This window comes from Asanoa sp. NPDC049475 (assembly GCF_040676915.1).
In the GTDB taxonomy this organism is placed as follows: Bacteria; Actinomycetota; Actinomycetes; order Mycobacteriales; family Micromonosporaceae; genus Asanoa.
Genome location: NZ_JBFAPY010000006.1, coordinates 166,394 through 192,733, shown reverse-complemented (window position 1 = coordinate 192,733; position 26,340 = coordinate 166,394). Strand labels below are relative to the sequence as shown.

Below are 26,340 nucleotides of genomic sequence, written 5' to 3'. Positions count from 1 at the left end.
GATGACAGGCAGCGGCGACCCGGGGGAGCCCATGACCAGTGACGAGCAGGGCGAGACGCTTCCCGTGCGCCGGCGCGTGGTGCTGACCGGCATCAGCTCACGGGCCTGGGAGCACCCGGCCGACCGTGGCGCGCTGACGGCGTTGCGGGAGTTACGGGGCTTCGACGACGTGGTCAAGGCGTTCTTCGGCATGTGGAACGAGCGCGGGTTCCGGCTGACCTACCTGGCCTCGGCGATCCGCGTCGACCACCGGCAATATCCGCGGGTCTACACGCTCTACACCGAGGCCGCGCAGGCACTCGACCTGCCCGAGCTACCTGAGCTGTTCGTGCGACAGTCGCCCATGATCGGCGGCATGGCGATCGGGCTCGACCGGCCGTTCATCGTGCTCAACTCGGCATCCACCCAGCACCTCGATGACGACGAGCTACGCACCCTGCTCGGGCACGAGCTCGGCCACGTGCGCAGCGGGCACGCCGTCTACAAGACGATCCTGATGATCCTGACCCGATGGGCCGCCAACCTGAGCTGGCTACCCGTCGGCGCGATCGCGCTGCGGGCGATCATCGCGGCGATGCTGGAGTGGTGGCGCAAGGCCGAGCTGTCCGCCGACCGCGCCGGTCTGCTCGCCAACCAGGATCCGGCGGCGGCGCTGCGGCTGCTGATGAAGCTCGCCGGCGGGGGCGACCTCAGCCAGATCGACACGGCGGCGTTCCTGGAGCAGGCGGCCGACTACGACGGCGGCGGCGACCTGCGCGACAGTTTCCACAAGATCCGCATGACCGCGTGGAGCAGCCACCCCGTCCCGATCGCGAGGGCGGCCGACCTGCGCCACTGGGTCGATTCGGGCGATTATGCCCGAATTCTTGGCGGCGACTATCCGCGCCGTGACGACGACCGGGGCGCCAGCGTCAGCGAGGAGATCAAGGCCGCGGCCGCGTCCTACCGCGACGCGTTCGGCCGCAGCCAGGATCCGCTGGTCGGGCTGCTTCGCCGACTAGGCGACGGCGCGAGTGACCTGGGCGACTGGGCCGGCACAGGAGCGGCGCGGGCGCGCACCTGGGTGGCCAACGCGGCCGACGCCGCCGGTCGGGCCGCGCGCGGGCGTCCCGAGGACTCGACCCCGAACGGCGGGTGAGGGCCTGATCGGGGGCGGCTTACGATCACGGGATGACCGCTGCCATCCCCACCGAGTCCGAGCTGCGCGCTGCGATCGAGCGCGAGATGCCGGGCGTCCGTGCCGATCTTGAACGGCTGATCCGCATCCCGGGCATCGCGTTCGACGGCTTCGACTTCAGCCAGGTCGAGCGCTCCGCCGAGGCGGTGGCCGAGCTTCTGCGCGGCTGCGGCCTCGAGGTGTCGATCGTCCGCAACGGCGGGCAGCCCGCGGTGATCGGTCACCGCCCGGCTCCCGAGGGCGCGCCGACGGTGCTGCTCTACGCGCACCACGACGTCCAGCCGGTCGGCGACCTCTCGCTCTGGAAGTCCGAGCCGTTCGAGCCGACCGAGCGCGACGGGCGGCTCTACGGGCGCGGCGCCGCCGACGACAAGGCCGGCGTGATGGCGCACGTGGCGGCGCTGCGAGCGTTCGGCGACGCACTGCCGGTGGGTGTCGTCGTCTTCGTGGAGGGCGAGGAGGAGTTCGGCTCGGAGTCGCTGGGCGGGCTGCTGGAGCAGCACCGCGAGACGCTGCGCTCCGACGTCATCGTGATCGCGGACTCGGGCAACTGGGACATCGGCGTGCCGGCGCTCACCACGTCGCTGCGGGGGCTCGTCAACTGCTTCGTCGAGGTACGCGTGCTCGACGCGGCCGTGCACAGCGGCATGTTCGGGGGCGCGGTGCCGGACGCGCTGACGGTGCTGTCGCGGCTGATCGCGACCTTCCACGACGCCGCTGGTGACGTGGCGATCGCCGGCCTTTCCTCGCGCGACGCCGCGGTGGTCGACTACCCCGAGGACCGGCTGCGCGAGGAGGCCGGGCTGATCGACGGAGTTTCCTTCATCGGCACCGGGCGGCTCACCGACCGGATCTGGAACCACCCGACCGTCTCCATCCTCGGCATCGACGCGCCGCCCACCGCGGGCGCGCCCAACGCGCTGATCCCCGTCGCGAAGGCCAAGGTCAGCGTCCGGCTGGCGCCGGGTGAGGACCCGAAGCACGCGTACGCGGCGATCGTCGAGCACGTCGAGAAGCACACGCCGTGGGGAGCCGTGGCGTCGGTGGTCCTGGAGTCCGACGGCGCGCCGTGCGAGATCGACACCAGCGGGCCGATGTTCGCCGCCGGCCGCTCGGCGTTCCGGTCCGCGTGGGACGGCGTCGAGCCGGTCGACATGGGTGTCGGCGGTTCGATCCCGTTCATCGCCACGTTCCAGGAGATGTTCCCCGCGGCGGCCATCCTGGTCACGGGCGTCGAGGACCCGAACTCGAAGGCGCACGGCCCGAACGAGAGCCTGCACCTGGCCGAGTTCCAGCGGGCGTGCCTGGCCGAGGCGCTGCTGTTCGCTCGGGTGGCGGAGGCGGCCCGCGGCTCGGTCGGGTGACTCTTCGATCTCTGGGTGCTCTTTTGTCGGTGGGTTGCCCTAAGCTATCGAACATGAGTACGAACGAGGCCATCACGCGGCTCGGTGCCGCGGTCAGTGCACTGGGAGACCTCGATGTCTCCGCGTGGTCGGAGGAGGCCCTCCGCGAGCAGCTCGGCGAGCTGTCGGTGAACCTATGCGCCCTCGACGCCCTGCTCGCCAAGGTCGCCGACGGCGTACGCGCCCGCGGCCTACGGATCGAAGAGCCGGTCGCCGCTTGACCCGATCGGGGGTCGGCCCTGGCCGACCCCCGACAATCCGGAAGAAGTTGTCGCACCCGCTCGCTAACGTCGCTCCATGGACTGGAAGATTGAGCTCGTAGCCATCCCCGTGACCGACGTCGACCGAGCCAAGTCGTTCTATGTCGACCAATGCGGCTTCAACGCCGACCACGACCACCAGGTCAGCCCCGAGCTCCGCTTCGTGCAGCTCACGCCGCCCGGCTCGGCCTGCTCCATCGTCCTCGGCACCGGCATCACCGAGATGGCGCCCGGTTCGCAGAAGGGCGTGCAGGTGGTTGTCGCGGACGCGGCCAAGGCCCGCGAGGAGCTCATCAGCAAGGGAGTCGAGGCCAGCGAGGTCGACATCCAGGCGTGGGGACATTTCGTCTATTTCGCGGACCCGGACGGCAACACGTGGTCGCTCCAGCAAATGCCGCCGCGCGGGTGAGTTAGTGCCGCCTTGCGGGCGGACGCGTATGGGCTGGGGGCACGGTCTGGGGGTCGGGTCCGCGGTCTGACGCTGTCCGCCCGCCGGTCGCACGATTCGCGCGGCTTGGGGATGGCTCGTTGCCGTGTGTGGCTTTGGGCGGCTCTGGCCGCTTGCCAGGCGGTTGGGGAGTGGCTGGCTGCCGCGTGCGGCCTTTGGCGGACCTGGCCGTTTGCCGCGCGGTGGTTGGGGAGTGGCTGGCTGCCGCGTGCGGCCTTGGGCGGACCTTGCCGCCTGGCACGGGGCGGTTGGGGGAGTATCTGGCCCCCGTGTGCGGCCCTTGGCGGCACTGGCCGCCCGCCGCGTGCGCCCAGGGGACATGGCGGCCCCCACGCGGCGGCATAAGAGTGGCTGGAAAACGCGTGTGGCGCTGGGCGGACCTGGCCACGCGCCGCCACAACCCCCTCTCCGCCACCGGCTGCTCGCTCCCGCGGACGCCGGGGCCAGCCGCATGGCCAACACCCCCATACCCACTGCCGTCCGAAGCCGGCCAACCGCTCGCCCCGGTTCCGACCGGCTACCGAACGCCGCGGCCACTCACTCCGCCTGGCGTCGGGAGCTGACCAGCGATCCGCACGCCGCCAGCACCCACACACGCTGCGGCTACCTGCAGAGCCGCATGGCCAACACCTGCGTCCGCACCCGGCCACTTGCTCCCACCGGACGTGACCCCCGCAGCTCTTTGGTCGAGGTCGGCGTCGCGTGGGTTGCCTCGGTCGGTGGCGATGCCGGTCGTCGTGGGCCGTCGTTGCGGGCGAGGTTGGTGGGATTCGGTGGCCGACGGTTGTCGTACCCGGGTGTCAGGATGTGGAGATGCTGTTCGCAGATCTTGCCGCTACCTCGGCAGGGGTGGCGGCCACCTCTAAGCGGCTCGTCAAAGTCGATCTGCTCGCGGCCGCGCTCCGGGCGCTCGAGCCCGCCGAGGTCGAGGCGGGGTCGGCCTACCTCGCGGGTGAGTTGCGGCAGCGGCAGACGGGGGTGGGCTACGCGGGCCTACGCGACCTGCCGCCGCCGGCGGAGCAGCCGTCGCTGACCGTCGGGGCGGTCGACGCCGCTATCGCGGAGATCTCCTCCGTCAGCGGGAGTGGCTCGCAGGCGCGGCGAAAGGCGCTGTTGGGCGCGCTGTTCGGCGCCGCCACCGTTGACGAGCAGCGGATGTTGCGCGGGCTGTTCAGCGGTGAGCTGCGGCAGGGTGCGCAGGCGGGGCTGCTCGCCGACGCGATCGCCCGGGCCGCCGACGTGCCGGGGCCGGCCGTGCGGCGGGCGTTGCTGCTGGTCGGCGACCTCAAGACCGTCGCGGTCGCCGCGCTCGGCGGTGGGGTGGGTGCGCTTTCCGAGTTCTCGCTGCGGGTCGGGCGGCCGCTCGCGCCGATGCTCGCGTCCAGCGCGCCGAGCGTCGACGAGGCGCTCGAGGCAACCGGGGCACCGTCGGCGGTCGACGTGAAGCTCGACGGGATCCGCATCCAGGTGCACCGCAGCGGCGACGACGTCGCCGTGTTCACCCGCAGCCTCGACGAGATCACGCCGCGGTTGCCCGAGGTGGTGGCGGCGGTCCGTTCGCTGCCGGCGCGGGACATCGTGCTCGACGGCGAGGCGATCGGGATGGACGCCGACGGGCGGCCACGGCCGTTCCAGGAGACGGCGAGCCGGGCGGCGACCCGGGGCGCGCGGCGTGGTGCTCCCACGGCGCCGGCCGCTGACGGGGTGAGGCTGACGCCGTACTTCTTCGACGTCCTGCACATCGACGGCGCCGACCTGCTCGACGCGCCGGGTGTCGAGCGTTGGGCGGCGCTCGAGGCGGCCCTGCCCGAGTCGCTCCGGGTGCCGCGCACCATGGTCGAACGGCCCGAGCAGGCGCAAGAGTTCTACGCGAAGGCGCTCGACGCCGGGCACGAGGGAGTGGTGGTCAAGTCGGCGACAGCGGCCTACGACGCCGGGCGCCGGGGAGCCGCCTGGGTCAAGGTCAAGCCGCGGCACACGCTCGACCTGGTCGTGCTCGCGGTCGAGTGGGGCAGCGGGCGGCGCACGGGCTGGCTGTCGAACTTGCACCTGGGCGCGCGCGATCCGCGTACCGGCGGGTTCGTGATGCTCGGCAAGACCTTCAAGGGTTTGACCGACGAGCTGTTGCGCTGGCAGACCGAGCGGTTCCAGGAGTTGGCCGTCGACAAGGGCGACTGGGTGGTGCGGGTCCGGCCCGAGCAGGTCGTCGAGATCGCTTTCGACGGGGTGCAGACCAGCCCGCGCTACCCGGGCGGGGTGGCGCTGCGGTTCGCGCGGGTGCTGCGCTACCGCGACGACAAGACGGCCGACGAGGCCGACACGATCGACACGGTGCTGGCGATCCACGCCGGGCGGCCGATCACGCCCTGACCCCGGCGGTCAGCGCAGGTCGGCGGCGACGAACGACCAGACCTCCAGGTCGACGCGACCGCTGTGCACATAGCCGGCGTTGCGCAGCAGCCCCTCGTAGGTGAAGCCGGCCTTCTCCGCCACCCGCCGCGACGCCGTGTTGCCCGGTGCGACGCGCAGCTCGATGCGCTGGAAGCCGTGCTCCAGGATCAGCGCGATCGCGAGCGCGACGACCGCCTCCGGCGCGACACCGAAACCGCGGGCTTCGGGCGCGACGGCGTACGAGATCTCGGTGACCTTCGCACCCCAGTCGGTGCGTTTGGTCCAGAGGCAGCCGACCAACCGGTCGTCCTCACGCCGGACGACGCCGTAGTGGTCGCCGGCACCGCTGTCGCGCCGCTCCTGGGCCATCTCCGTGCACCACGCCGTGCCGTCGATCTGGCCGAAGTCCCGTGGAAAGGGCAGCCAGCGCTGGGTCTGCTTGTCGGCGAAGATCTCCGTGACCGGCTTGGCGTCGTCGTCGACCAACTGGCGCACATGCACCCGCGGCGTCGAGACCCGCAGCACCGGAAACTGGCGCAGCGGAAGTTGGCCCCTCACGCGATACCCCCGTCTTCGTCGCGCATCCGTCCGCCGCCGCCGGTCTGGCGCGGCGGCTGCGGCGCCCGTACCCGGACCGTCGGCACCTCGGCCGTGCCGCCGTCCAGCGCCCCGTCGGCCGCCGCCCGTCCCGACAACGTCTGGTCACCGCCGCCGGGTACGGGCTGCCCACCCGTGACCGGCGCCACTCCCCACTGGTTAGCCGGCCGACCGTCAGCGGGGTGCCGACCGCCCGGGCCACTCGGTTGATGCGGCACACCGGCTGGCCCGCTGCCGTCCTGCATCGATCCGTGTCCGCCGCGGCTCAGAGCCGAGGGCTGACCCTGGTAGCCGCCAGTCGGCCGGAACGGTCCTGCCTGGTCTGCGGAGGCCGGTCCGTGCCCGCGGCTCGGCGGTGGGAAGGGTCCTGGCTGGTCAGCGGATGCTGGACCGTGGCCGCTAGGGGGCGCGAAGAGTCTTGCCTGGTCCGCGGATGCCGATCCGTGCACGCTGCCGGGCTGTGGCAAGGGTCCTGGCCGGTCAGCGGATGCTGGACCGTGGCCGCTAGGGGGCGCGAAGAGTCCTTCCTGGTCCGCGGATGTCGATCCGTGCCCGCTGCCAGGCGGCGGAAACGGCCCTGGCCGGTCATGGGAAACCGGCCCGTGCCCGCCGCCAGGCGGTAGGAGGGTTCCCGCATCGTCCCGTGATCTCGGCCCGTAACCATCACCGGGCGACGGAAACGGTGCGGCTCCGTCGGCGAACGCCGGCCCGTGCCCGCGCCCAACCGGCGGGAAGGGTCCTGGCAGGTCCGCGGGCGCCGGCCCGTGCCCGCCGCCAGGACGCGGGAAGGCTCCCGCATGGTCAGGAGACCCCGGCCTATAACCAACACCGGGTGACGGAAACGGCGCGGTCTCGTCAGGGGACGCCGGCGCGTGCCCGCCGCCGGGCGGTGGGAAGAGTCCTGGCTGGTCAGGGAAGCCGCCGCTACGGGCGGGCCCTGCCGGCGGCTGACCTGGAGACACCGGCGGAGGAATCCCCCCGCTGCTCCACTCAGAGGAGGCCGGGCCGAACCCACCGCCAGGCCCTGGGCCGAACTCGTCGTCGTACGCGGGAATGCTCGAGACCGCTCGCAGTCTCGGTCGCTGGTCGAATCCATCGCCGTCCAGGGCTGGGACCGCCGACGGTTGACCGGCCGAGCCCATCGGCCCAGGACCGCGTCCCGGAAACGGTGGTGAACCACCGTCCGCGAAGCCGTGCGCCGGCACACCCGACGCCGGCCCTGGCATCGCACGCGGGCCGAAACCGTCGGCAGGAACAGCCGAGCCGGGTGGAACCGGCTCGTCATCACGGCGCGCCGGAGAACCGAACCTGTTGCCCGCGGCCGGCCGGCCTACCGGGAAGCCGAACTCGGCACCCCCCGGCCGGCGCGGGTCGCCGGCGTCCGGCGGCACCTGCTCGCCCGGCATCACGTACGCGTAGCCATCGCCCATCGGCTCACCCGCCCGCGCACCCGGAACCCCGGCGAACCCGAAACCGTCAGTCACCTGCTCGGCGGCGTCATAGCCGCGGCCGTCGTCCGGCTCGGGCAACGGCGGCACGACCCGCAGCCGAGGCGGTCCGGGGGACGTCGACGCCTCGGTGGTCTCGACGACCGAACCACCCGCGGGGACCGCACGCAAACGGGGCGCAGACTCCGCCGTGGGGGTGCCGTAGTCGAGCGCCCCGCCGACCACCGGCACCGGCCCGGTCGCTTGCGCCCACGAGCCTTCGGGCGTCGGCCCGTCGCCGGGTCGGGCTGACAGCACCAGCCGGCGGGCGATCTCTGGGAAGCCGGCCCAGTGCAGGCTGAGCTGGGACGCGTGTACCCGGCGCCAGACGAAGCCCTCGGGCGTGCCGCTGTTCCACGTCCACGCGGGGGTCTGGCCGGACCGTGGGTTGACCACGCCGCGGTGCTGCTTGTAGCCGACCACCCGGGCGCCGACCTCGGCCACCGCGGTGGTCGCGCGGGCGGTCGCGTCGCGGTAGCCGACGATCATCTGGTCGCCGGTGCTGCCCGTCGCGTCGAGCACCCCGCACATCGGCCGCCCGTCGAACGACTGGGCCAGCCAGAGCAGACCGGCGCCTTCGGCGATCACCGGGCGCCCGGAGCGGGCCAGGTCGGCCACGTCGGCGCAGAGTCGGCGGTTGGCGGACAGCTCCTCCGCGTACGCCTCCGGAAGCGCGCCCCCGACGATCAGGGCGTCGGTGCCCTCGGGAAGCAGCTCGTCGCGCAGCGGGTCGACGGGGACGACGGTCGCACCGGCGGCTTCCAGCAGTTCGCGCGTCTCCGCGTACGTGAAGGACAGCCCCTGACCGCCGGCGAGCGCGACGACCGGGCGGCGGCCGACCATGACGGCGGCGGTGTCATCAGGGGCGAGGGCCAGCTCACTGGCCGGTGACCAGGGCGTCGCCGGCAGGTCGGGCGCGGAGTGGGCGAGTGCGAGCAGGCCGTCGAGGTCGACGGCGCCGGCGACCGACTCGCCGAGCCGGCGGATGCCGCGCAGCGCCTCGACCTCGCGGTGCAGCACCGGAACCACGCCCTCGTGCCTCGGCGGCAGCGTCGACGGCAGGTCGCGGCGGCGCAGCGCACCGTAGACCGGCACACCGATGTCGTCGAGCGCCTCGCGGAGCAGCTGCTCGTGGCGGTCGGAGGCGACCCGGTTGAGGATCACACCCCCGAGCCAGGTCAACTCGTCGTACGCGCGGAAGCCGTGCACCAACGCCGCCACCGACTGGCCCATGGCTCCGACGTCGACGACCATGATCACGGGTGCGCGGAGGGCGGCGGCGACGCCGGCGGTGGAGTCGGTCTCGACCCGGCCGGCGAGGCTGTCGAAGAGGCCCATCGTGCCCTCGACGACAGCGATGTCGCGGCCCTGCGCCGCGTGGGCGAACAGCGGGGCCACCCGATGGGCGCCGACCAGCCGGGGGTCGAGGTTGCGCCCGGGACTGCCGGCGGCGGCGCCGAGATAGGCCGCGTCGGTGTGGTCGGGGCCGACCTTGAACCCGACGGCGGACAGGCCGCGGCCGGCGAACGCGGCGAGCAGCCCGACCGCCAGCGCGGTCTTGCCGTGGCCGGACGACGGCGCGCTGACCACCACCCGGGGCACGGCGGACATCGGCGACTCCTCGGCGGAAAAAGGTGAGCCGTCCGACGATACCTAATGGCCCCGACAACATCAGGCTGACGACACATCGACGAATCTGGTACGCGGGGTGACCGCACAGAAAACCCGTCATACCCCCGCAGTAGCCTCTTGGCGTGTACCGGTTCCTGCTGACCCCCCGCTGGCTGGGCTTCCTCGCTCTCGCGCTGGTCGCCGCCACGGTGATGGTGCTGCTCGGCAACTGGCAGCACGGGCGCTACGAGCTCCGCAAAGACGTCAACCACCGGATCGACGTGACGGGCACCGCCACGCCTGTGCCGCTCGACTCGGTGGTCACGCCGGGTGGCACTGCGGGCACGCCGGGTCCTGGTCCGGCGCGCGTGACCGAATGGACCCGGGTGACGGTGACGGGGCGCTACGACCCGACCAACGTGGTCCTGGTCCGCGGCCGCACCGTCGACAACAAGGTCGGCTTCGAGATCGTCACGCCGCTCCGACTATCCGACGGGTCGGCGGTGCTGGTCGACCTGGGCTGGGTGCCGGCGGCCCCGGGCGGTGGCGCCTACACGCAGCCCACCGTGCCGCCGATCCCGACGGGCCAGGTCACCGTGACCGGCGCGGTCAAGCTCTCCGAGAGCCGAGGCACAGCGGTCGACCGGGCCGAGGGCAAGCTGGAGACCCGCCGCATCGCGGTGCCGCAGATCGCGGCGGAGCTGCCCTACCCCCTGCGCGGCGCGTTCGTGCAGCTCGACACTCAGGTGCCGGCAGCCGACAAGGGCTTCACGGCGGTCCCGCCGAACTACGAGAACGACTGGCTCAACCTGGGCTACACGGTCCAGTGGTGGCTGTTCGGCGTGATGACTTTGTTCGCGTTCGGCTGGGCCGCCCGCCGCGAGGCCCGCGGCCCGCGAGACCGCAACGACCGCACAACCCAGGAACGAGAACTAGCCGGCACGGCCTGATTTCTCGGCGCGGCCTCACCGGCCCAGCCATCGCGACGCGGACAGGAAGTTCCGGTAGGCGTCGGGCGGGGTCGCTGCGTGGGCTTGTCAGTGCGCGAGCAGAGCAGGAACTTGCCGGCGCGTGCTGGCGAGTCGTGGCGTGGGCTTGTGGAGGCGCCCGCGCAGGATGAACTTCGCGGTGCGCTGATAGTTGGCAGTGCCGGCTTGTGGGGTGGGGCCGCGCGGAGCGGGAACTTGGTGGCGGCGCTGGTAGGTCGCGGTCCCGGTGTGTCGGTGTGGGGCGTCGGCGGAACAGGTACCTGCCGGCGGTGCGCGGGAAACTTGCGTGCGGTGCTCGCAGGTCGCGGCGTGGGCTTGTCCGTGCCGGGCGTCGACGAGAGGGCAACTTGCCGGCGGCGGCTGATGTCGTGGCGGGTGGTTGTCGGTGCCGGGCAGTAAGGTGCCGGGGGAGAAGCCGCGCGACGAGGGGGTGCGTGATGGGCACGGAGCCGACGCTGCCGCTTCCCGGGGCGGGGGAGCCGGGCCAGTTCCCGCCGGCGACCGATCCCTGGTCGACGCCCGACCTCGGGCCGATGCCGGATCCGACCTCGGACCCCGGGCCTGTCTACGCCCCACCGCCAGAGCCCGCGTCACCGCAGCCCACCAGCGTCAGCGGTCAGCCCGTGTCACCGTCCGCACCGCCGGGGGCGTTTCCGCCCGGTGGCGATGCGACCGTCGTCGCGCAGATCGGTGAGATTCAGGTGACCTCGAAGCTGGTGCACACGCCGGCCGGGAGTTTTCCGCTCGCCGGGTCCACCTGGCAGGTCAACGACTTCTGGCACACCGAGCAGAAGACGCCGACCTGGGCCGTGCTCACCGCGATCTTCGGGTTCTGCGTCCTGACCGTGTTCAGCCTGCTGTTTCTGCTGGTCAAGGAGACCGTCCACCGCGGAACAGTGCAGGTCACCGTCAGCAACGGTCGGCATCAATATGTTGCCCGCAACGCGGTGACCAACCAGGAGCAGGTGCAGTACCTGCACCAGCAGGTCAACTACGTGCGCGCGCTCGCTGCTTTGTGAGGCATGCCACAGCCCTCGGCTGGGTATGGCGCCAGGCATGACCGTCGATACCAACACGGCCGAGCCGACCGGCGAGGGTCTTCGCCGGGTGATCTCGCGGCCGATGCTGACGTTCTTCATCGTCGGCGACATTCTCGGCGCGGGCATCTACTCGCTGACGGGTGAGGTCGGCGGCGACGTCGGTGGTGCGATCTGGGCGTCGTTCCTCGTCGCGTTCGCGCTGGCGTTCCTGACGGCGTTCGCGTACATGGAACTCGTCACCAAATATCCGCAGGCCGCCGGCGGAGCGCTCTACTGCGACCGGGCGTTCCGGATCAAGTTCCTGAGCTTCCTCGTCACCTTCGCGATCATGGCGTCCGGTGTCACCTCGGCGACGTTCGCCGCGAGCCGGATCGGTGGCGACTACTTCACCGGCCTGTTCGGCGTCGAGAACCCGCCGATGGTCATCATCGGAATCGTGGCCATCCTGCTGGTCGCGGCGGTCAACCTCTGGGGCGTGGCCGAGTCGGTGCGGGTAAACGTCGTGATCACCTGCATCGAGCTCGCCGGCCTGCTGTTCATCATCGGGGTCGGCATCGTCGTGCTCGGCGGCGGCGACGGCGACCCGGGACAGGCATTCACCTTCTCGGGCACGGGCTTCGGTGTCGTCACCGGCCTCCTGACCGGCGCGGCGACGGCGTTCTACGCCTTCCTCGGCTTCGAGGACTCGGTCAACCTGGCCGAGGAGACCGAAGAGCCCAGCCGGTCGTTCCCACCCGCCATGATCACCGGTCTGGTCCTGGCCGGCGTGGTCTACCTGCTGGTCGCGTTCACGGCCGCGATGACGGTGCCGCTCGACGTGCTCACCGAGTCCACCGCCCCGCTGCTCGAGGTGGTCCGGTTGGGCGCGCCCGACCTGCCGGTCACCGAGATCTTCTCCGCGGTCTCGATCATCGCGGTGACCAACACGATGCTGATCAACATGCTGATGGCAAGCAGACTGTTGTACGGCATGGCCGAGCGCGACGTCCTGCCCGGCGTGTTCGGTCGGCTCAGCCCGCGCCGTACACCATGGGTGTCGATCGCCTTCACGACCGCGATCTCGATCGTCCTGCTGTTCTTCGTGGACGACCTCGGCGACCTGTCGGACACCACGGTCCTCCTGCTGACCGCGGTCTTCCTGCTGGTCAACCTCTCGGCCCTGTACCTGCGCCGCGACCCGGTCGACCATCCCCACTTCCGCGCCCCGACGGTGGTCCTGGTCCTCGGCGCCGGGGTCTCGCTGCTCTTCCTGCTGCCGATGGTCCGCGAGGCGTCGATCTACGTCCTGGCCCTGTGGCTGCTGCTGGGCGGCGTTGCGCTGTGGGCGGTCAACTGGGCCTTCCTCCGCAGGTCGGCGGCGCGCTAGGGCCAGAGCAGCTCCTTGCGCCAGGCGTCGCCGGACCGGAGATACCGCAGGCGTACGTGACGGCGCGAAGCGTCCCCCTGCCAGAACTCGACGCTCGTGGGTGTCACGGCGTACACGGTGTGGTCCGGGCACGGGGTTTCCGGGTCGGCGGCGACGGTCGTCTCGGCCGCGGCGAGGGCGCGCTCGAGGTCGGCCGGGTCGGACAGCACCGCGCTCTGCTCGCTGGCCAGGCTGGCCACGCGGGAGGACACCGGCCGCGCGCGGAAGTCGGCGGCGGAGGTCTCCGGGTCGAGCGCGGCGACGGTGCCTCGGACCCGGACCTGCCGCCCCTGCTCGCGCCAGTAGAAGCCGAGGGCGGCGGCCGCCGTGCCGGCGACCTGGCGTCCCTTGGCGCTGCCGCTGGAGGTCGCGAACTGCCAGCCGCGGTCGTCGATGTCTTTGAGCAGGAGTACGCGGGTGTCGGGCACCCCGTCGCCGTCGACCGTGCTGAGGGTCATCGCGTGCGGCTCCACCACGCCGGCGTCGATCGCCTCCGCCAGCCACGTCACGAACAACTCGTCGGGGTTCGCCGGGGCGTCGGCCGGTACGAACCGCGGCAACGGTCGGGCGAAGACGGGAAGACCCCGCAGAAGATCACGAATGGACACGACCCGATCCTGCCACGAGGGGGTACGCGCTCTGGATCTTGTTGGCAGGCGGTGAGCGGAAGACGTGGCGAAGGGTCCGGAAAATGGCAGAATCTGCCTCGAAAGGGTAGGTGGCCATTATGGTGGGCTCATGATCGACTCGTGGGATCCAGCCGGCGCCGGTGTGCTGCGGCTGCCCTCGGGGCGGCTGGTCCGGGGGAGGGGTCTGCTGCGGGCGTACCCGATGGGGCCCCCGCCGACCTTCGGGTTGTATCTGCTCGGGAAGCCCGCGTCGCTGACCGCCTGGGAGAGTCGCTGGGTTCGCTGGCCGGACCTGTGGCTGCCGAGCGACCCGGCCGATGCGGGGCTGGCCCTGCGCGAGGCGTGGGAGCGGGCGGCCACGGAGCGGGTCGAGCTGGCCTGCCGCGGCGGTCGCGGCCGCACCGGCACGGCACTGGCCTGCCTCGCGATCATCGACGGCGTGCCGGCCGCGGAGGCGGTGACCTACGTCCGCGAGAACTACGACCGCCGGGCGGTCGAGACACCCTGGCAGAAGCGTTTCGTCGCCCGCTTCGCGGCTCCGGACCCCCGCGACCTGAACTGATGCGCCCTTCCCGCTGGTGGGCGGGGCGAACGGATTTGGTCGCCGATCGGGAGCCGCGCGAGCTGAACTGATCCGCGCCCGAGCGGAGTCGGTCGCTGCGATACCGGGCAAGCGTTGACAAGGGTCCCCATGCGCTGCGGAAGCGTTAAGAGGCTGCCCGTTCTTGCAGCACCGCCGACAGTTCGCGGGTGAAGGCGTCCGTTGTCGCGCGGTCGCGGACCGCTACCCGGACGAAGTCCGTGCCCAGGCCCGGGAACGTGTCCCCCCGCCGCACCGCATAGCCGCGGTCCCGCAGCGCCAGGCGGATCTTGTCCGCGTTGGGGATCCGTAGCAGGACGAACGAGCTCGACGGTGGCGCCGCGATCGAAACCCCAGGGATCTGGGACAGCTGGTCCAACAGGTGGTCACGGTCGGCCGCCAGAGAACGCGCTATCGAGTGCTCCGCCGCAACCGCGACCGGGCTCGCGCACGTGATGGCCGCCGCCAGGGCCGGCGTGGAGACCGGCCACAACGGCTGCACCGTGGCCAGCCGACCGACGACCTCCGGCGCCGCCAGGGCGTACCCGATCCGTAGCCCTGCCAGCGCCCACGTCTTGGTCAGGCTGCGCAGCACGATCAGCCCCGGGAGATCGTCGCGGCCCGCCAGCGACGACGGCTCCGGAGAGCCCGACGGCCCGAGCGTCGTGTCCGCGAACGCCTCGTCGACCACCAGGATCCGGCCCGGCCGGGCCAGGGCCGCGAGCGAGCGCGACGGGTGCAGCACCGACGTCGGGTTCGTCGGGTTGCCGATGAAGACCAGGTCGGCCGATTCCGGGACAAGGGCCGGGTCCAGCGTGTACGGCGGCGGCAGCACCACCCGACCGACCCGGTGGCCAGCCGCCAGCAACGCGGCCTCGGGCTCGGTGAACTGCGGATGCACGACCACCGGTGCCACACAGGAGCGAAACGCCTGGGCGATCAGTACGAACGCCTGCGCCGCCCCCGCGGTCAGCAGGACCGACGACGGGGAACGGCCGTGCCGGGCGGCGACCGCCGCGCGTGCCGGCTCGGGCGACGGGTACGCGGCCAGCGAACCCAGCGACTCCGCCACCGGCGCCAGGAGCCACGGTGGCAGCGGCGCCTGCCGGACGTTCACCGCCAGGTCGACCAGTCCCGGACCGACCTCGGCGTCACCGTGATGTCCCAACTCGATCACGCGCAGAACCGTACCCGGGAACAGGAACATGAGACGTAGACGTTGCTCGCTTTCGGGTACGGACATATCAGCTTATGTCCTAGTTTTAGTTGGTGATTAAGCGCACCCTCTCCGCGACCAGTCGGTTCGCTCCGCTGCTGCGGGCCGGGCTCATAGCCGGCGTCGTCGTGGCGGCGGTCGCCTATCCGCTGGTGGCCGTCGGCGGTCTCGGCGCCAAGAAGGGCGCCGACGCGTTCAACAACATGCCGAGCCAGCTCAACGTCAAACCCCCGGCCCAGACGAGCTACGTGTACGCGTCCGACGGCAAGACGCTGCTCACGATGTTCTACGAGGAGCATCGCAAGTACGTCCCGATCGCCGACATGTCGCCGTACATCCAGCAGGCCATCGTCGCGAGTGAGGACCAGCGCTTCTACGAACACAACGGCGTCGACCCCAAGGGCATCGCGCGCGCGTTCGTGGCCAACCACCAGAGCGACGGTGTCCAGCAGGGTGCCTCGACGCTGACGATGCAGTACGTCCGGATGGCCCAGCGCGACGGCGCCACCACGCCCCTCGAGGTGCAGCAGGCCACCGAGCAGACCAGCACCCGCAAGCTGCGTGAGATGCGGCTCGCGCTCGCGGTCGAGAAGCAGTACTCGAAGCAGGAGATCCTCGAGCGCTACCTGAACTCGGCCTACTTCGGACACCGGGCGTACGGCATCTACGCCGCGTCCGAGGTCTTCTTCTCCAAGTCGCCCAAGGACCTGTCGCTGGTCGAGGCCGCCACGCTCGCGGGTCTGGTCAAGGCGCCCACCGAGTACGACCCGGCGACGCAGGACAAGCTCGCGGCGACCGCCCGGCGCAACTACGTGCTCGACAACATGCAGAAGATGGGCTACCTGAGCCCGCAGGACAACGCGGCCACCAAGCAGCTCCCGATCCAGCTCAACCTGAGCACTCCGGCCAACGACTGCGTCTCCGTGCCGAAGAACCTCAACAGCTGGGGCTTCTTCTGCGACTACCTCAAGGCCTGGTGGGTGGAGCAGGCCGCGTTCGGTGACAACTCCTCGATGCGCGAGGACAACCTGCGCCGCGGCGGCTACAAGATCATCACCTCGCTGGACCCGAACATCCAGAACATCGCCGAGACCAACGTCATGGCGAAGGAGAAGTCCACCAGCAAGTTCGCGCACGGACTCGTGGTGGTCCAGCCCGGCACCGGCCTCGTCAAGGCGATGGCCGTCAACCGCGTGTACTCGCTCGACCAGAGCAAGAACGGCACGCACTCGGACCCGCAGAAGGCCTCGAAGATCAAGGGCAACTACCCGAACACGGTGGTGCCGTTGCTCGGCGGCGGTGACATGCCGGGCTACCAGGCGGGTTCGACGTTCAAGATGTTCACCATGCTGGCCGCGCTGGACGCCGGGATGCCGCTGTCCACCGCGTACAACTCGCCGATGAAGCTGGTCTCCCAGTACCCGGGCGAAGGACCGGCCTCGTGCGGCGGCCGCTGGTGCCCGTCGAACGCCTCCGGCGCGATGACCGGCAAGCACGCCATGTGGTCCGGGTTCGGCAAGTCCGTGAACACGTACTTCGTGCAGCTCGAGCAGGCGGTCGGCGCGGACAAGGCGGTCCGGATGGCCGAGCGGCTGGGCCTGACCTGGCGCACCGACGTCGACCAGATGATGGCCAAGCCGCCGCGGTCCAAGACCTGGGGTGCCTTCACGCTCGGCGTCTCCGACGTGACACCCCTGGAGATGGCCGGCGCGTACGCCACCGTGGCCGCCGACGGTGTCTACTGCGAGCCGTTGCCGGTGACGTCGATCCAGACGCCCGACGGCAAGCAGGTGACCTGGAAGAACCCGCACGGCGACGTGGTGGACGTGGCCAAGCCGCGCTGCCGCCAGGAGGTCACCCAGGACGTGGCCCGCGCCGCGGCCGACGCCGCCCGCTGCCCGACCGGTGGCAAGGCACAGACCGGCTCCTGCCAGGAGTGGTCGACCGCGCCGAGCGTGACCCCGACGGTGGGGCGCCCGGTCGGTGGTAAGACGGGTACCACGGACAGCACCCGGTCGGCCTGGTTCGTCGGCTTCACCCGGGAGTTGGCGGCGGCGAGCTTCATCGCCGACCCGGACAACCCGTTCAACGCGGTGGGTGACGCGCAGTCGCAGAAACCGATCGACTCGGCGGCACAGACACTGCGCGACGCGCTGAAGGGCCAACCGATCCAGAACTTCCCACCACCGTCACCAGCGATCGTCAAATGAGGAAAGGGCCCCCACCGGGGGCCCTTTTCACGTCGGACGGGATCATGGGCACATGACCCTCCTCGCCGAGACCGTGGCCGCGATCAGGCCGCTCGACGCCGCCGCCATGGCGGCCGCCGACGCGCGGCACGCCACGCTGACCAAACCGCCGGGCTCGTTGGGGGCGTTGGAGGAGTTGGGCGTACGCCTCGCGGGGCTGGCCGGCACGAACCCGCCGCCGCTGCCCGAGCCGGCGGTGGTCGCGGTGTTCGCCGGCGACCACGGCGTGCACGCGCAGCGGGTCAGCCCGTGGCCGCAGGAGGTGACCGCGCAGATGGTCGCCAACTTCCTCGCCGGCGGCGCGGTGGTCAACGCGTTCGCCCGCCAGGCCGGCGCGGACGTCGTCGTGGTCGACGTCGGCGTCGCGACCCCGCTCATCAGCCCCGGGGCAGAGGCCGGAGCCGCCGGGGACGACGCGGCGTCGGCAGGGGCCGCCGGCGGCGAGCCATTGATCGTGGGCCAGCCGGACCGTGCCGCGCAGCCGCGGCTCGTCCAGGCGAAGGTCCGCAGCGGCACCGCGGACCTCAGCGTCCAGGAGGTCATGACCCGCGACGAGGCGGTCGCCGCCGTCGAGGTCGGCATCCGGGTGGCCAACGACCTGGTCGACGCCGGCGCCGGCTGCCTGCTGACCGGCGACATGGGCATCGGCAACACGACGCCCGCCGCCGCGCTGATCGCCGCGTTCACCGGCGCCGCGGCCGCCGACGTGACCGGACGCGGCACCGGCATCGACGACGAGACCCACGGCCGCAAGGTCGCCATCGTGCAGCGGGCGCTGGCCCTGCACCGGCCGGACCCGGCCGACCCGATCGGTGTGCTGGCCGCGGTCGGTGGCCTGGAGCACGCCGCGCTGGCCGGCCTCGTGCTGGGAGCGGCGGCGCGCCGCGTACCCGTGATCCTCGACGGGGTGATCGCCGACTCCGCCGCGCTCGCCGCGGCGGCGCTGGCCCCCGACGCGGTCGGCGCGATGGTCGCCGGGCACCGCTCCGCCGAGCCGGGCGCGGCGATCGCGTTGCGCCACCTCGGCCTCGGCCCGCTGGTCGACCTGGGCCTGCGCCTCGGCGAGGGCACCGGTGCGGTGCTGGCGTGGCCGATCGTGGCCAGCGCGGCGCGGGTGCTGCACGACGTCGCCACCTTCGACTCGGCCGGGGTGGCCGAGAAGTGAGCGACCTTTACCCCTTGGCGCTGCGGCTCGACGGGCGGCCGGTGCTGGTCGTCGGCGGCGGCGCCGTGGCCAGCCGGCGCGTGCCGGCCCTGTTGACCGCCGGCGCGGACGTCACCCTGGTCGCGCCGGAGCTGACCCCGACCCTGCACGGCCTGGTCGACGCCGGCCGGATCCGCTGGGAACGGCGCCGGTTCGAGCCGTCCGACGTGGACGGCGTCTGGCTGGTCCAGGTCGCGGTCGACGATCCGGAGGCGGCGGCCCAGGTGTCGACGGCCGCCGAGGAGCGCAGGGTGTTCTGCGTCCGGGCCGACGACCGAACCGCCGCGACCGCCTGGACCCCGGCGGTGACCCGCCGTGGCCCGGTCACGGTCGCGGTGCTCGGCGGCGGCGACCCGCGCCGGGCCGTGGCGACCCGCGACGCGATCGCGGCGTTCCTGGCGGGCTGGACCGGGGCCGCGGCCAGCGCCACCGCGGTCGGTGCGCCGCCGGTGCCGAAGGGAGGCCAGGTCGCGCTCGTGGGCGCCGGCCCCGGCGACCCCGAGCTGATCACCGTCAAGGGCCGGCGGCTGCTGGCCGAGGCCGACGTGGTGGTGGCCGACCGGCTGGCGCCCGGGCTGCTGCTCGACGAGCTGAGGCCGGACGCCGAGCTCGTGGACGCGGCGAAGAACCCGTACGGGCCGGCGCGTACGCAGGACGAGATCAACGAGATCCTGGTCGACCGCGCCCGGCAGGGCCTGTCGGTGGTGCGGCTCAAGGGCGGCGACCCGTTCGTCTTCGGCCGCGGCGGCGAGGAGGTCATCGCGTGCGCCGAGGCCGGCGTCCCGGTCGTGGTCGTGCCGGGGGTGACCAGCGCGGTGTCGGTGCCGGGCGCGGCCGGCATCCCGGTCACCCACCGGGGTGTCGCGCACGAGTTCACCGTGGTCTCCGGGCACCTCTCGCCGGACGACCCGGAGTCGCTGGTCAATTGGCCGGCGCTGGCGGCGACCAGCGGGACGTTGGTCGTGCTGATGGGGCTGAAGAACCTCGCCGCGATCACCGCGACGCTGGTGGCGCACGGGCGCCCGGCCGGGAGCCCGGCCGCGGTGATCCAGGAGGGCACCACCGCCAACCAGCGCGCCGTCGAGGCGACCCTCGGCGAGCTGGCGGAAACGGTGCGGGAGGCCGGAATCCGGCCTCCCGCGATCGTCGTCGTCGGCGACGTGGTCTCCGCCCTTAGGGCTTGAGCAGCCCGGAGAGCAGCAGGGCGCAGCGGACCAGACCCAGGTGGCTGTACGCCTGCGGGTGGTTGCCCAGCCCACGTTCGGCCAGCGGGTCGTACTGCTCCGGCAGCAGGCCCGTCGGGCCGGCCGTGGCGATCATCTGCTCGAACAGCTCCTCGGCGTCGGCCCGGCGCCCGGTGCGCAGGTAGGCCTCGACCAGCCAGGACGTGCAGATGTGGAACCCGCCTTCGCGCCCCGGCAGGCCGTCGTCCCAGCGGTACCGGTAGACGACCGGGCCGCTGCGCAGGTCGGCCTCGACCTTGAGGACGGTCGCCAGGAACCGCGGGTCGTCGTCGGGGAGCAGCCCGGACAGGCCGATCCACAGCGAGGACGCGTCCATCTCCTCGTCGCCGTACGCCACGGTGTAGGCGCCGGCCTCCTCGTGCCACCCGTGCTCGAGCACGTTGTGACCGATCCGGTCGCGCAGGGCGACCCAGTCCGGCCGGTCCTGCCCGGCGTGCTTGCGCACCACGTGCAGTGCCCGGTCGACGGTCATCCAGCACATGACCTTGGAGTAGACGTGGTGCCGCGGCTGGAGCCGGGCCTCCCAGAGCCCGTGGTCCGGCTCGTGCCAGCGGCGCTCGACCGCCTGCACCATCGCCTCCAGCACCCGCCACTCCTCGTCGCGGACGGAGCCTCGGGCGTCGGCGACGGCGGCCAGCAGGTCCGCGACCGGGCCGAAGACGTCGAGCTGGAGCTGGTGGTTCGCGAGGTTGCCGACCCGCACCGGGCGGGAGCCCGCGTAGCCCGGCAGCGTGTCGATGACCGCCTCCGCGCCCAGCTCGTACCCCTCGACCGTGTAGAGCGGGTGGAGCCGCTCCGGGTGGCCGCCGGTGCGCTCGACGCAGCCGTCGACCCAGCGCAGGAAGCCCTCGGCCTCGTCGAGCGAGCCCAGGTCGACCAGCGCCCGGGCGGTCATCGCCGCGTCGCGCAGCCAGCAGTAGCGGTAGTCCCAGTTGCGGACCCCGCCCAGCTCCTCGGGCAGCGAGGTGGTCGCGGCCGCCAGGATCGCGCCGGTCGGCTCGTGGGCGAGGCCCTTGAGCGTGAGCGCGCTGCGGGCCACGAGCTCGCGGCCCTCGCTGGGCAGGTGCAGCCCGCGCACCCAGTCCTTCCACGGCTGCTCGGCCGACTCCTGCCGGTCCTGTGCCGCGGTCGGGTGCGCGTGCAGGCTGTGCGTGCCGAAGCGCAGCTCCAGCAGCTGTTCGCCGTCGAGGGCGGCGAGGTCGACGGTGGCGCGCGCCGTGTCGTACCCGCCGTCCTCGCTGATCTCCCAGGCGACGCCGGGGGAGTAGAGCGCGACCGGCTCGTTGGAGCCCAGCACGAGCAGGCCGTCGCCGAGCGCCTGCAGCCGCACCTGGACCTGCCCGAACTCGGGCCGCGGCGCGAACTCCAAGCCGACCTTGGCGTGGCCGGTCAGGCGGCGGACCAGGGCCGCGTCGCCGGTCGGGGCGCGGTCGAGCCAGTCGGTGACGGTCAGGCCCGACCAGCGGGTCTCGACGGTCATCGTGCCGGGCCGGTAGCGCTGGCCGAGCGGGAGGCCGCCGCGTTCCGGCGCGACCGCGAAGTGCCCGGCCGGGCCGCCGCCGAGCAGGTCGGCGAAGATCGCCGACGAGTCCGGCCGCGGGTGGCACAGCCAGGTGACCTTGGCCTCGGGGGTGACCAGCGCGACCGTCTCGCCGTTGGAGAGCATCGAGTGCCGCTCGATCGGCACCGCCGCCTCGCCGAACAGCCAGTGCCGCCGGGTCTGGAGCAGCAGCCCCAGCAGCCGGGCGGCGTCGATCGGCTCGGCGACCCGGTGACCGGCCTTCGTCTCACCCGGGCCGATCTTCACGCCGACGTCGGGGCCGTGCAGGTTCGCGAACGCGTTCTCGTCGGTGATGTCGTCGCCGATGAACAGCACGGCGCTGGCCGACAGCGAGGTGCGCAGCTGGTCGACCGCGGTGCCCTTGTGGGTCGGCACGACGGAGAGCTCGATCACCTCTTTGCCGTGCGTGACCGTGACCTCCGGCCACGTGGCCGGCCCGGCCGCGACGCGCGCCTTGACCTCCTCGGCCACCGGCCGGTCCGCCGTGCGGTAGTGCACCGCGACGCTGGCCGGCTTGTTCTCCAGGCGTACGCCCGACTGGCCCGAGACGATGTCGCGCAGCGCCACCTGGAGCCGGGTGCGGACCTCGACCAGCTCGGGCGTCAGCCGCTCGACGAAGCCGATGTCGAACTCGGAGCCGTGGCTGCCGACGAGGTGCACCTCGCTCGGCAGCCGCGACAGCGTCGCCAGGTCACGCAGCGCACGCCCGGAAACCACGGCCACCGTGGTCTGCGGGAGCGCGGCCAGGGCGCGCACCGCCGCCACACTCTCCGGCAGCGGCACGGCCAGGGTCGGGTCGGCGACGATCGGCGCCAGCGTGCCGTCGTAGTCGCACGCGATGAGAAGCTGGGGAACCCGCGCGATGCGGCCGATGGCCGCGCGGAGCTCCGCGTCGATCTGGCCGGCGGCCTTCTGATCGACCTCGATCACGTTGGTCACGCCGGGTCAGCCTCCACCTCAGGCACGCCCAGCTCGTTGAGGAACGAACGGGCCCAATGGCCGACATCGTGGGTGCGCAGGTGCCGCTGCATGAGCCGCATCCGGCGGCGGGCTTCCGGATGTTCGACATGTACCGCGCGCAGCAGCGCCTCCTTGACTCCGTCGGGGTCGTGCGGGTTACACAGGAACGACTGTCGTAGTTCCGTCGCGGCGCCGGCGAACTCGCTGAGCACCAGCGCTCCGCCGGTGTCGGCACGCGCCGCCACGTATTCCTTTGCCACCAAATTCATCCCGTCTCGCAGCGGGGTCACCATCATGACGTCGGCCGCGCAATAGAGCGCGGCCAACTCGGTGCGACTGTACGACTGGTGAAGGTAGTGGACGGCGGGCACGCCTACGCGACCGAACTCGCCGTTGATCCGGCCGACCTCGCGCTCGACCTTGACCCGCAGGGTCTGGTAGTGCTCGACACGCTCCCGGCTCGGCGTGGCGACCTGCACCATGACCGCCTCGGGCACGCTCAGCTTGCCGTCGGAGAGCAGCTCCCGGAACGCCTTGAGGCGCAGCTCGATGCCCTTGGTGTAGTCGAGCCGGTCGACGCCCAGAATGACCATCCGCGGGTCGCCCAGCTCGGCCCGGATCTGCTTGGCCCGCGCCTGCACCGCGGGGTCGGCGGCCATCCGCTCCATCTCGGCGACGTCGATCGAGATCGGGAACGCGCCCGCCTTGACCGGCCGGCCGTCGACGTCGATGACCTGGCCCTCGTAGCGCAGCCCCAGCAGGTGCCGGGCCAGCCGGACGAAGTTCTGCGCGGCCAGGCGCTGCTGGAAGCCGATCAGGTCGGCGCCGAGCAGCCCGCGCAGGATCTCGGCGCGGAAGGGCATCTGCATGAACAGTTCGATCGGCGGGAACGGGATGTGCAGGAAGAACCCGATCTTGAGGTCCGGCCGGCGCTCGCGCAGCATCGCGGGCACGAGCTGCAGCTGGTAGTCCTGGACCCAGACCGTCGCGCCCTCGGCGGCCACCTCGGCGGCGGCTTCGGCGAAGCGGGCGTTGACCTGCCGGTACGACTCACGCCAGCGCCGCTTGAACACCGGCGTCTCGACCGCGTCGTGGTAGAGCGGCCAGATGGTCGCGTTGGACATGCCCTCGTAGTAGCGCTCGAGGTCGCTGGCGGTCAGGGGCACCGGGTGGATGTGGATGCCTTCGAGGTCGAACGGCTCCGGTGCCTGCTCGCTGGTCCCGCCGGCCCAACCGACCCACGTGCCCTTGTGCTCCGCCAGCACCGGGTGCAGCGCCGTCACCAGACCGCCGGGGCTGCGTCGCCATTGGCGCCCCTCGTCGGTGGTGACCTCGTCAACCGGTAGTCGGTTCGCTACAACGACAAAAGAGCTACGAACCGTCACGCTCCGCACACCTCCGGTGATCACGGGTCCGCCGTCGAGCCTACCTGCGTGGCGTTGCGGCGGTTGCGGGCCTGGTTGCCCCCGATGAACGGGATACCCGTACACCCGAGGTAATGATCCTTCCGTTCGGTTGCTGTTGGATGTCAGGCTCATAGGCGTGTCGACACCGGGGCCGAAACCACGCGTGGTGGCCTTCCTGGCCGCCCTGGCGCTGCTGGCCGTGATCGGCGGCGCCGGCGGATGGATCTACGGCGCCCGGGTCGCGGACGAGCGGGCGGCGAACCGGCAGGCCCAGGAGACGCAGAACACGCCGGTGGTGATCGACACGCCGGAGTCGCAGGAGCCGCCGCGCGGCGAGGACTGCCCGCGGGCGACCCAGGTGGCGGCGGAGGCTGTCGGCTCGCCGGGAGGGCTGACGGAGGTGCTGTTCATCCGCACCGAGGACGACCGCCAGGTGTGGATCTGCCGCGACGAGGCGGGGACGCTGTTCTACCAGGGCTACATCGGCCCGGCCGACGGCGATTTCATCCAGGGGGAGAACGCCCTTTTCCTGACGACTGTCGAGGAGACGGACGGCGGCTACCTGGCCACGAACCGGACGGACGACGGCACGACCACCTACAGCGTCACCCCGTACCGCCTGACCCAGACGACGAACGGAAAAGACTCGACCTTCCCGGTAACGGAGCGCCGCCCCGACTAGTGCCTGGGGTGATGTGGGCGTTCGGCTGGCTACCTGTCAGGATTGACGACGGCGTTCTGCCGGTATCGACAATTACTCGGAGGTAGGCCGCACCGTGGCCCAGTACATCTACGTCCTGGAGAAGGCGCGCAAGGCGCACGGCGACAAGGTCGTGCTCGACAACGTGACGCTCAGTTTCCTGCCGGGCGCCAAGATCGGGGTCGTCGGTCCCAACGGCGCCGGTAAGTCGAGCCTGCTCAAGATCATGGCGGGGCTCGACAAGACGAGCAACGGCGAGGCGCGGCTGATGCCCGGCTACACCGTCGGCATGCTCGCGCAGGAGCCGCCGCTCAACGACGCGAAGACCGTGCTCGGCAACATCGAAGAGGCGGTCGCCGAGACCAAGAGCAAGCTCGAGCGGTTCAACAAGATCGCCGAGCAGATGGCGACCGACTATTCCGACGAGCTGATGGAAGAGATGGGCAAGCTCCAGGAGGAGCTCGACCACGCCGACGCGTGGGACATCGACTCCGCGCTCGAGCTCGCCATGGACGCGCTGCGTTGCCCGCCGCCGGACGCCGACGTGACCACCCTCTCCGGTGGTGAGCGCCGCCGGGTCGCGCTGTGCAAGCTGCTGCTCGAGGCGCCCGACCTGCTGCTGCTCGACGAGCCCACCAACCACCTGGACGCCGAGAGCGTGCAGTGGCTGGAGCAGCACCTGGCCAAGTACGCGGGCACCGTCCTGGCGATCACCCACGACCGGTACTTCCTCGACAACGTGGCCGGTTGGATCCTCGAGCTCGACCGCGGTCGCGCGATCGGCTACGAGGGCAACTACTCGACGTACCTCGAGAAGAAGGCCGCCCGGCTCGCCGTCGAGGGCCGCAAGGACGCCAAGATGAAGCGGCGTCTCTCCGAGGAGCTCGAGTGGGTGCGGTCCAACGCCAAGGCGCGGCAGACCAAGTCGCGTGCCCGGCTCGACCGCTACGAGGAGATGGCCACCGAGGCCGAGAAGACCCGCAAGCTCGACTTCGAGGAGATCCAGATCCCGCCGGGCCCGCGCCTGGGCAACACGGTGATCGAGGCCAACAAGCTGACCAAGGGCTTCGGCGACCGTACGCTGATCGAGAATCTCTCGTTCTCGCTGCCCCGCAACGGCATCGTCGGCATCATCGGCCCGAACGGCGTCGGCAAGACCACGCTGTTTAAGACCATCGTGGGCCTGGAGCAGCCGACCGACGGCTCGGTGCGCGTCGGTGAGACCGTTTCGCTGTCGTACGTGGACCAGAACCGCTCGGGTCTCGACGGCGACAAGACCGTCTGGGAGGTCGTCTCCGACGGGCTCGACCACCTGATGGTGGGCAAGGTCGAGATGCCGTCCCGGGCGTACGTGGCGGCGTTCGGTTTCAAGGGTCCCGACCAGCAGAAGCCGACCAAGGTGCTGTCCGGCGGCGAGCGCAACCGGCTCAACCTCGCGCTGACGCTGAAGATCGGCGGCAACGTGATCCTGCTCGACGAGCCGACCAACGACCTCGACGTCGAGACGCTCTCGTCGCTCGAGAACGCGCTGCTGGAGTTCCCCGGCTGCGCCGTGGTCATCTCCCACGACCGGATGTTCCTCGACCGCGTGGCGACCCACATCCTCGCCTGGGAGGGCGACGAGGAGAACCCGGCCAAGTGGTTCTGGTTCGAGGGCAACTTCGAGGCGTACGAGAAGAACAAGATCGACCGCCTCGGCGCCGAAGCCGCCCGGCCGCACCGGGTGACGTACCGCAAGCTGACCCGCGACTGACGTCGTGGCCAGGTTCGTCTACGAGGCCGC

At 71.7% G+C, this 26,340-nt stretch carries 20 protein-coding genes; 14 read left to right on the top strand and 6 right to left on the bottom strand.

Annotated features, from left to right (window positions below; translation table 11 throughout):
- Positions 1 to 31 precede the first annotated feature (31 nt).
- The 5 genes from AB0J88_RS24950 (at position 32) to AB0J88_RS24930 (ending at position 5,658) form a co-directional block, all read left to right on the top strand.
- Positions 32 to 1,138: a M48 family metallopeptidase gene (locus AB0J88_RS24950; protein ID WP_364352054.1), complete on the top strand. Its 1,107-nt coding sequence runs from the start codon at positions 32 to 34 to the stop codon at positions 1,136 to 1,138.
- Between the two features lie 32 nt (positions 1,139 to 1,170).
- Positions 1,171 to 2,541 carry a dipeptidase gene (locus AB0J88_RS24945; protein WP_364352057.1) on the top strand — a complete coding sequence of 457 codons (1,371 nt, stop codon included), beginning with the start codon at positions 1,171 to 1,173 and terminating at the stop codon, positions 2,539 to 2,541.
- Between the two features lie 53 nt (positions 2,542 to 2,594).
- The gene (locus AB0J88_RS24940; protein WP_089254827.1) at positions 2,595 to 2,801 is read left to right on the top strand and encodes a hypothetical protein; all 207 of its coding nucleotides are present in this window, start codon (positions 2,595 to 2,597) and stop codon (positions 2,799 to 2,801) included.
- A 76-nt stretch (positions 2,802 to 2,877) separates the two neighbouring features.
- A complete protein-coding gene (locus tag AB0J88_RS24935) occupies positions 2,878 to 3,249 on the top strand; it encodes a glyoxalase superfamily protein (protein ID WP_364358401.1) in 372 nt (123 codons plus the stop codon).
- An 852-nt stretch (positions 3,250 to 4,101) separates the two neighbouring features.
- Positions 4,102 to 5,658: an ATP-dependent DNA ligase gene (locus tag AB0J88_RS24930; protein WP_364358398.1), complete on the top strand. Its 1,557-nt coding sequence runs from the start codon at positions 4,102 to 4,104 to the stop codon at positions 5,656 to 5,658.
- 9 nt (positions 5,659 to 5,667) lie between these two features.
- On the opposite strand, the gene AB0J88_RS24925 is transcribed toward AB0J88_RS24930, so the two are convergent.
- Both AB0J88_RS24925 and AB0J88_RS24920 read right to left on the bottom strand, forming a co-directional pair.
- A complete protein-coding gene (locus tag AB0J88_RS24925; RefSeq protein ID WP_364358395.1) occupies positions 5,668 to 6,237 on the bottom strand; it encodes a GNAT family N-acetyltransferase in 570 nt (189 codons plus the stop codon).
- Positions 6,234 to 9,374 (bottom strand): cobyrinate a,c-diamide synthase, encoded by a 3,141-nt coding sequence (locus AB0J88_RS24920; protein ID WP_364358392.1) that lies wholly within the window; start codon positions 9,372 to 9,374, stop codon positions 6,234 to 6,236. Before AB0J88_RS24920 ends, AB0J88_RS24925 begins: the two co-directional genes overlap by 4 nt.
- A 143-nt stretch (positions 9,375 to 9,517) precedes the next feature.
- Between AB0J88_RS24920 and AB0J88_RS24915 the strand changes: the two genes are divergently transcribed.
- From AB0J88_RS24915 to AB0J88_RS24905, 3 genes are all read left to right on the top strand, one after another.
- The gene (locus tag AB0J88_RS24915) at positions 9,518 to 10,324 is read left to right on the top strand and encodes an SURF1 family protein (protein ID WP_364358389.1); all 807 of its coding nucleotides are present in this window, start codon (positions 9,518 to 9,520) and stop codon (positions 10,322 to 10,324) included.
- Positions 10,325 to 10,800: 476 nt separating this feature from the next.
- On the top strand, positions 10,801 to 11,382 hold the full coding sequence (locus AB0J88_RS24910) for a hypothetical protein (RefSeq protein WP_364358386.1): 582 nt from the start codon (positions 10,801 to 10,803) through the stop codon (positions 11,380 to 11,382).
- A 37-nt stretch (positions 11,383 to 11,419) separates the two neighbouring features.
- Positions 11,420 to 12,769, top strand: coding sequence for an APC family permease (locus AB0J88_RS24905; protein ID WP_364358383.1), 1,350 nt, complete (start codon positions 11,420 to 11,422; stop codon positions 12,767 to 12,769).
- On the opposite strand, the gene AB0J88_RS24900 is transcribed toward AB0J88_RS24905, so the two are convergent.
- Positions 12,766 to 13,416 carry a pyridoxal 5'-phosphate synthase gene (locus tag AB0J88_RS24900; RefSeq protein WP_364358380.1) on the bottom strand — a complete coding sequence of 217 codons (651 nt, stop codon included), beginning with the start codon at positions 13,414 to 13,416 and terminating at the stop codon, positions 12,766 to 12,768. The genes AB0J88_RS24905 and AB0J88_RS24900 overlap by 4 nt on opposite strands.
- Before the next feature lie 130 nt (positions 13,417 to 13,546).
- Here AB0J88_RS24900 and AB0J88_RS24895 point away from each other — a divergent pair, with 130 nt between their 5' ends.
- On the top strand, positions 13,547 to 13,999 hold the full coding sequence (locus AB0J88_RS24895) for a protein phosphatase (protein ID WP_364358377.1): 453 nt from the start codon (positions 13,547 to 13,549) through the stop codon (positions 13,997 to 13,999).
- Between the two features lie 145 nt (positions 14,000 to 14,144).
- On the opposite strand, the gene cobC is transcribed toward AB0J88_RS24895, so the two are convergent.
- Positions 14,145 to 15,194 (bottom strand): Rv2231c family pyridoxal phosphate-dependent protein CobC, encoded by a 1,050-nt coding sequence (gene cobC / locus AB0J88_RS24890; protein WP_364358374.1) that lies wholly within the window; start codon positions 15,192 to 15,194, stop codon positions 14,145 to 14,147.
- Between the two features lie 92 nt (positions 15,195 to 15,286).
- On the opposite strand from cobC, the gene AB0J88_RS24885 reads away from it, so the two are divergent.
- From AB0J88_RS24885 to cobA, 3 genes are read left to right on the top strand one after another with little or no spacing between them, the layout of a single operon-like run.
- Entirely contained in the window at positions 15,287 to 17,443 is a 2,157-nt protein-coding gene (locus AB0J88_RS24885; protein WP_364358371.1) for a transglycosylase domain-containing protein, read from the top strand.
- A 52-nt stretch (positions 17,444 to 17,495) separates the two neighbouring features.
- On the top strand, positions 17,496 to 18,647 hold the full coding sequence (locus AB0J88_RS24880; RefSeq protein WP_364358368.1) for a nicotinate-nucleotide--dimethylbenzimidazole phosphoribosyltransferase: 1,152 nt from the start codon (positions 17,496 to 17,498) through the stop codon (positions 18,645 to 18,647).
- Complete coding sequence (gene cobA, locus AB0J88_RS24875) at positions 18,644 to 19,870, top strand: uroporphyrinogen-III C-methyltransferase (protein WP_364358365.1); 1,227 nt, start codon at positions 18,644 to 18,646, stop codon at positions 19,868 to 19,870. Before AB0J88_RS24880 ends, cobA begins: the two co-directional genes overlap by 4 nt.
- Here cobA and otsB read toward each other — a convergent pair.
- Both otsB and AB0J88_RS24865 read right to left on the bottom strand, forming a co-directional pair.
- Positions 19,860 to 22,430, bottom strand: a complete 2,571-nt coding sequence (gene otsB / locus AB0J88_RS24870) for a trehalose-phosphatase (RefSeq protein ID WP_364358362.1) — start codon at positions 22,428 to 22,430, stop codon at positions 19,860 to 19,862. The genes cobA and otsB overlap by 11 nt on opposite strands.
- Positions 22,427 to 23,836, bottom strand: coding sequence for a trehalose-6-phosphate synthase (locus AB0J88_RS24865; protein WP_364358359.1), 1,410 nt, complete (start codon positions 23,834 to 23,836; stop codon positions 22,427 to 22,429). Before AB0J88_RS24865 ends, otsB begins: the two co-directional genes overlap by 4 nt.
- A gap of 157 nt (positions 23,837 to 23,993) precedes the next feature.
- On the opposite strand from AB0J88_RS24865, the gene AB0J88_RS24860 reads away from it, so the two are divergent.
- Together AB0J88_RS24860 and ettA are read left to right on the top strand one after the other, a co-directional pair.
- Entirely contained in the window at positions 23,994 to 24,539 is a 546-nt protein-coding gene (locus AB0J88_RS24860; RefSeq protein ID WP_364358356.1) for a hypothetical protein, read from the top strand.
- A gap of 94 nt (positions 24,540 to 24,633) precedes the next feature.
- On the top strand, positions 24,634 to 26,310 hold the full coding sequence (gene ettA / locus AB0J88_RS24855; protein WP_364358353.1) for an energy-dependent translational throttle protein EttA: 1,677 nt from the start codon (positions 24,634 to 24,636) through the stop codon (positions 26,308 to 26,310).
- Positions 26,311 to 26,340: the final 30 nt, after the last annotated feature.

Coding starts and splice junctions, on each gene's coding strand:
- AB0J88_RS24950 (WP_364352054.1), top strand. CDS start 32: ATGACCAGTGACGAGCAGGGCGAGACGCTTCCCGTGCGCCGGCGCGTG.
- AB0J88_RS24945 (WP_364352057.1), top strand. CDS start 1,171: ATGACCGCTGCCATCCCCACCGAGTCCGAGCTGCGCGCTGCGATCGAG.
- AB0J88_RS24940 (WP_089254827.1), top strand. CDS start 2,595: ATGAGTACGAACGAGGCCATCACGCGGCTCGGTGCCGCGGTCAGTGCA.
- AB0J88_RS24935 (WP_364358401.1), top strand. CDS start 2,878: ATGGACTGGAAGATTGAGCTCGTAGCCATCCCCGTGACCGACGTCGAC.
- AB0J88_RS24930 (WP_364358398.1), top strand. CDS start 4,102: ATGCTGTTCGCAGATCTTGCCGCTACCTCGGCAGGGGTGGCGGCCACC.
- AB0J88_RS24920 (WP_364358392.1), bottom strand. CDS start 9,374: ATGTCCGCCGTGCCCCGGGTGGTGGTCAGCGCGCCGTCGTCCGGCCAC.
- AB0J88_RS24910 (WP_364358386.1), top strand. CDS start 10,801: ATGGGCACGGAGCCGACGCTGCCGCTTCCCGGGGCGGGGGAGCCGGGC.
- AB0J88_RS24905 (WP_364358383.1), top strand. CDS start 11,420: ATGACCGTCGATACCAACACGGCCGAGCCGACCGGCGAGGGTCTTCGC.
- AB0J88_RS24895 (WP_364358377.1), top strand. CDS start 13,547: ATGATCGACTCGTGGGATCCAGCCGGCGCCGGTGTGCTGCGGCTGCCC.
- AB0J88_RS24880 (WP_364358368.1), top strand. CDS start 17,496: ATGACCCTCCTCGCCGAGACCGTGGCCGCGATCAGGCCGCTCGACGCC.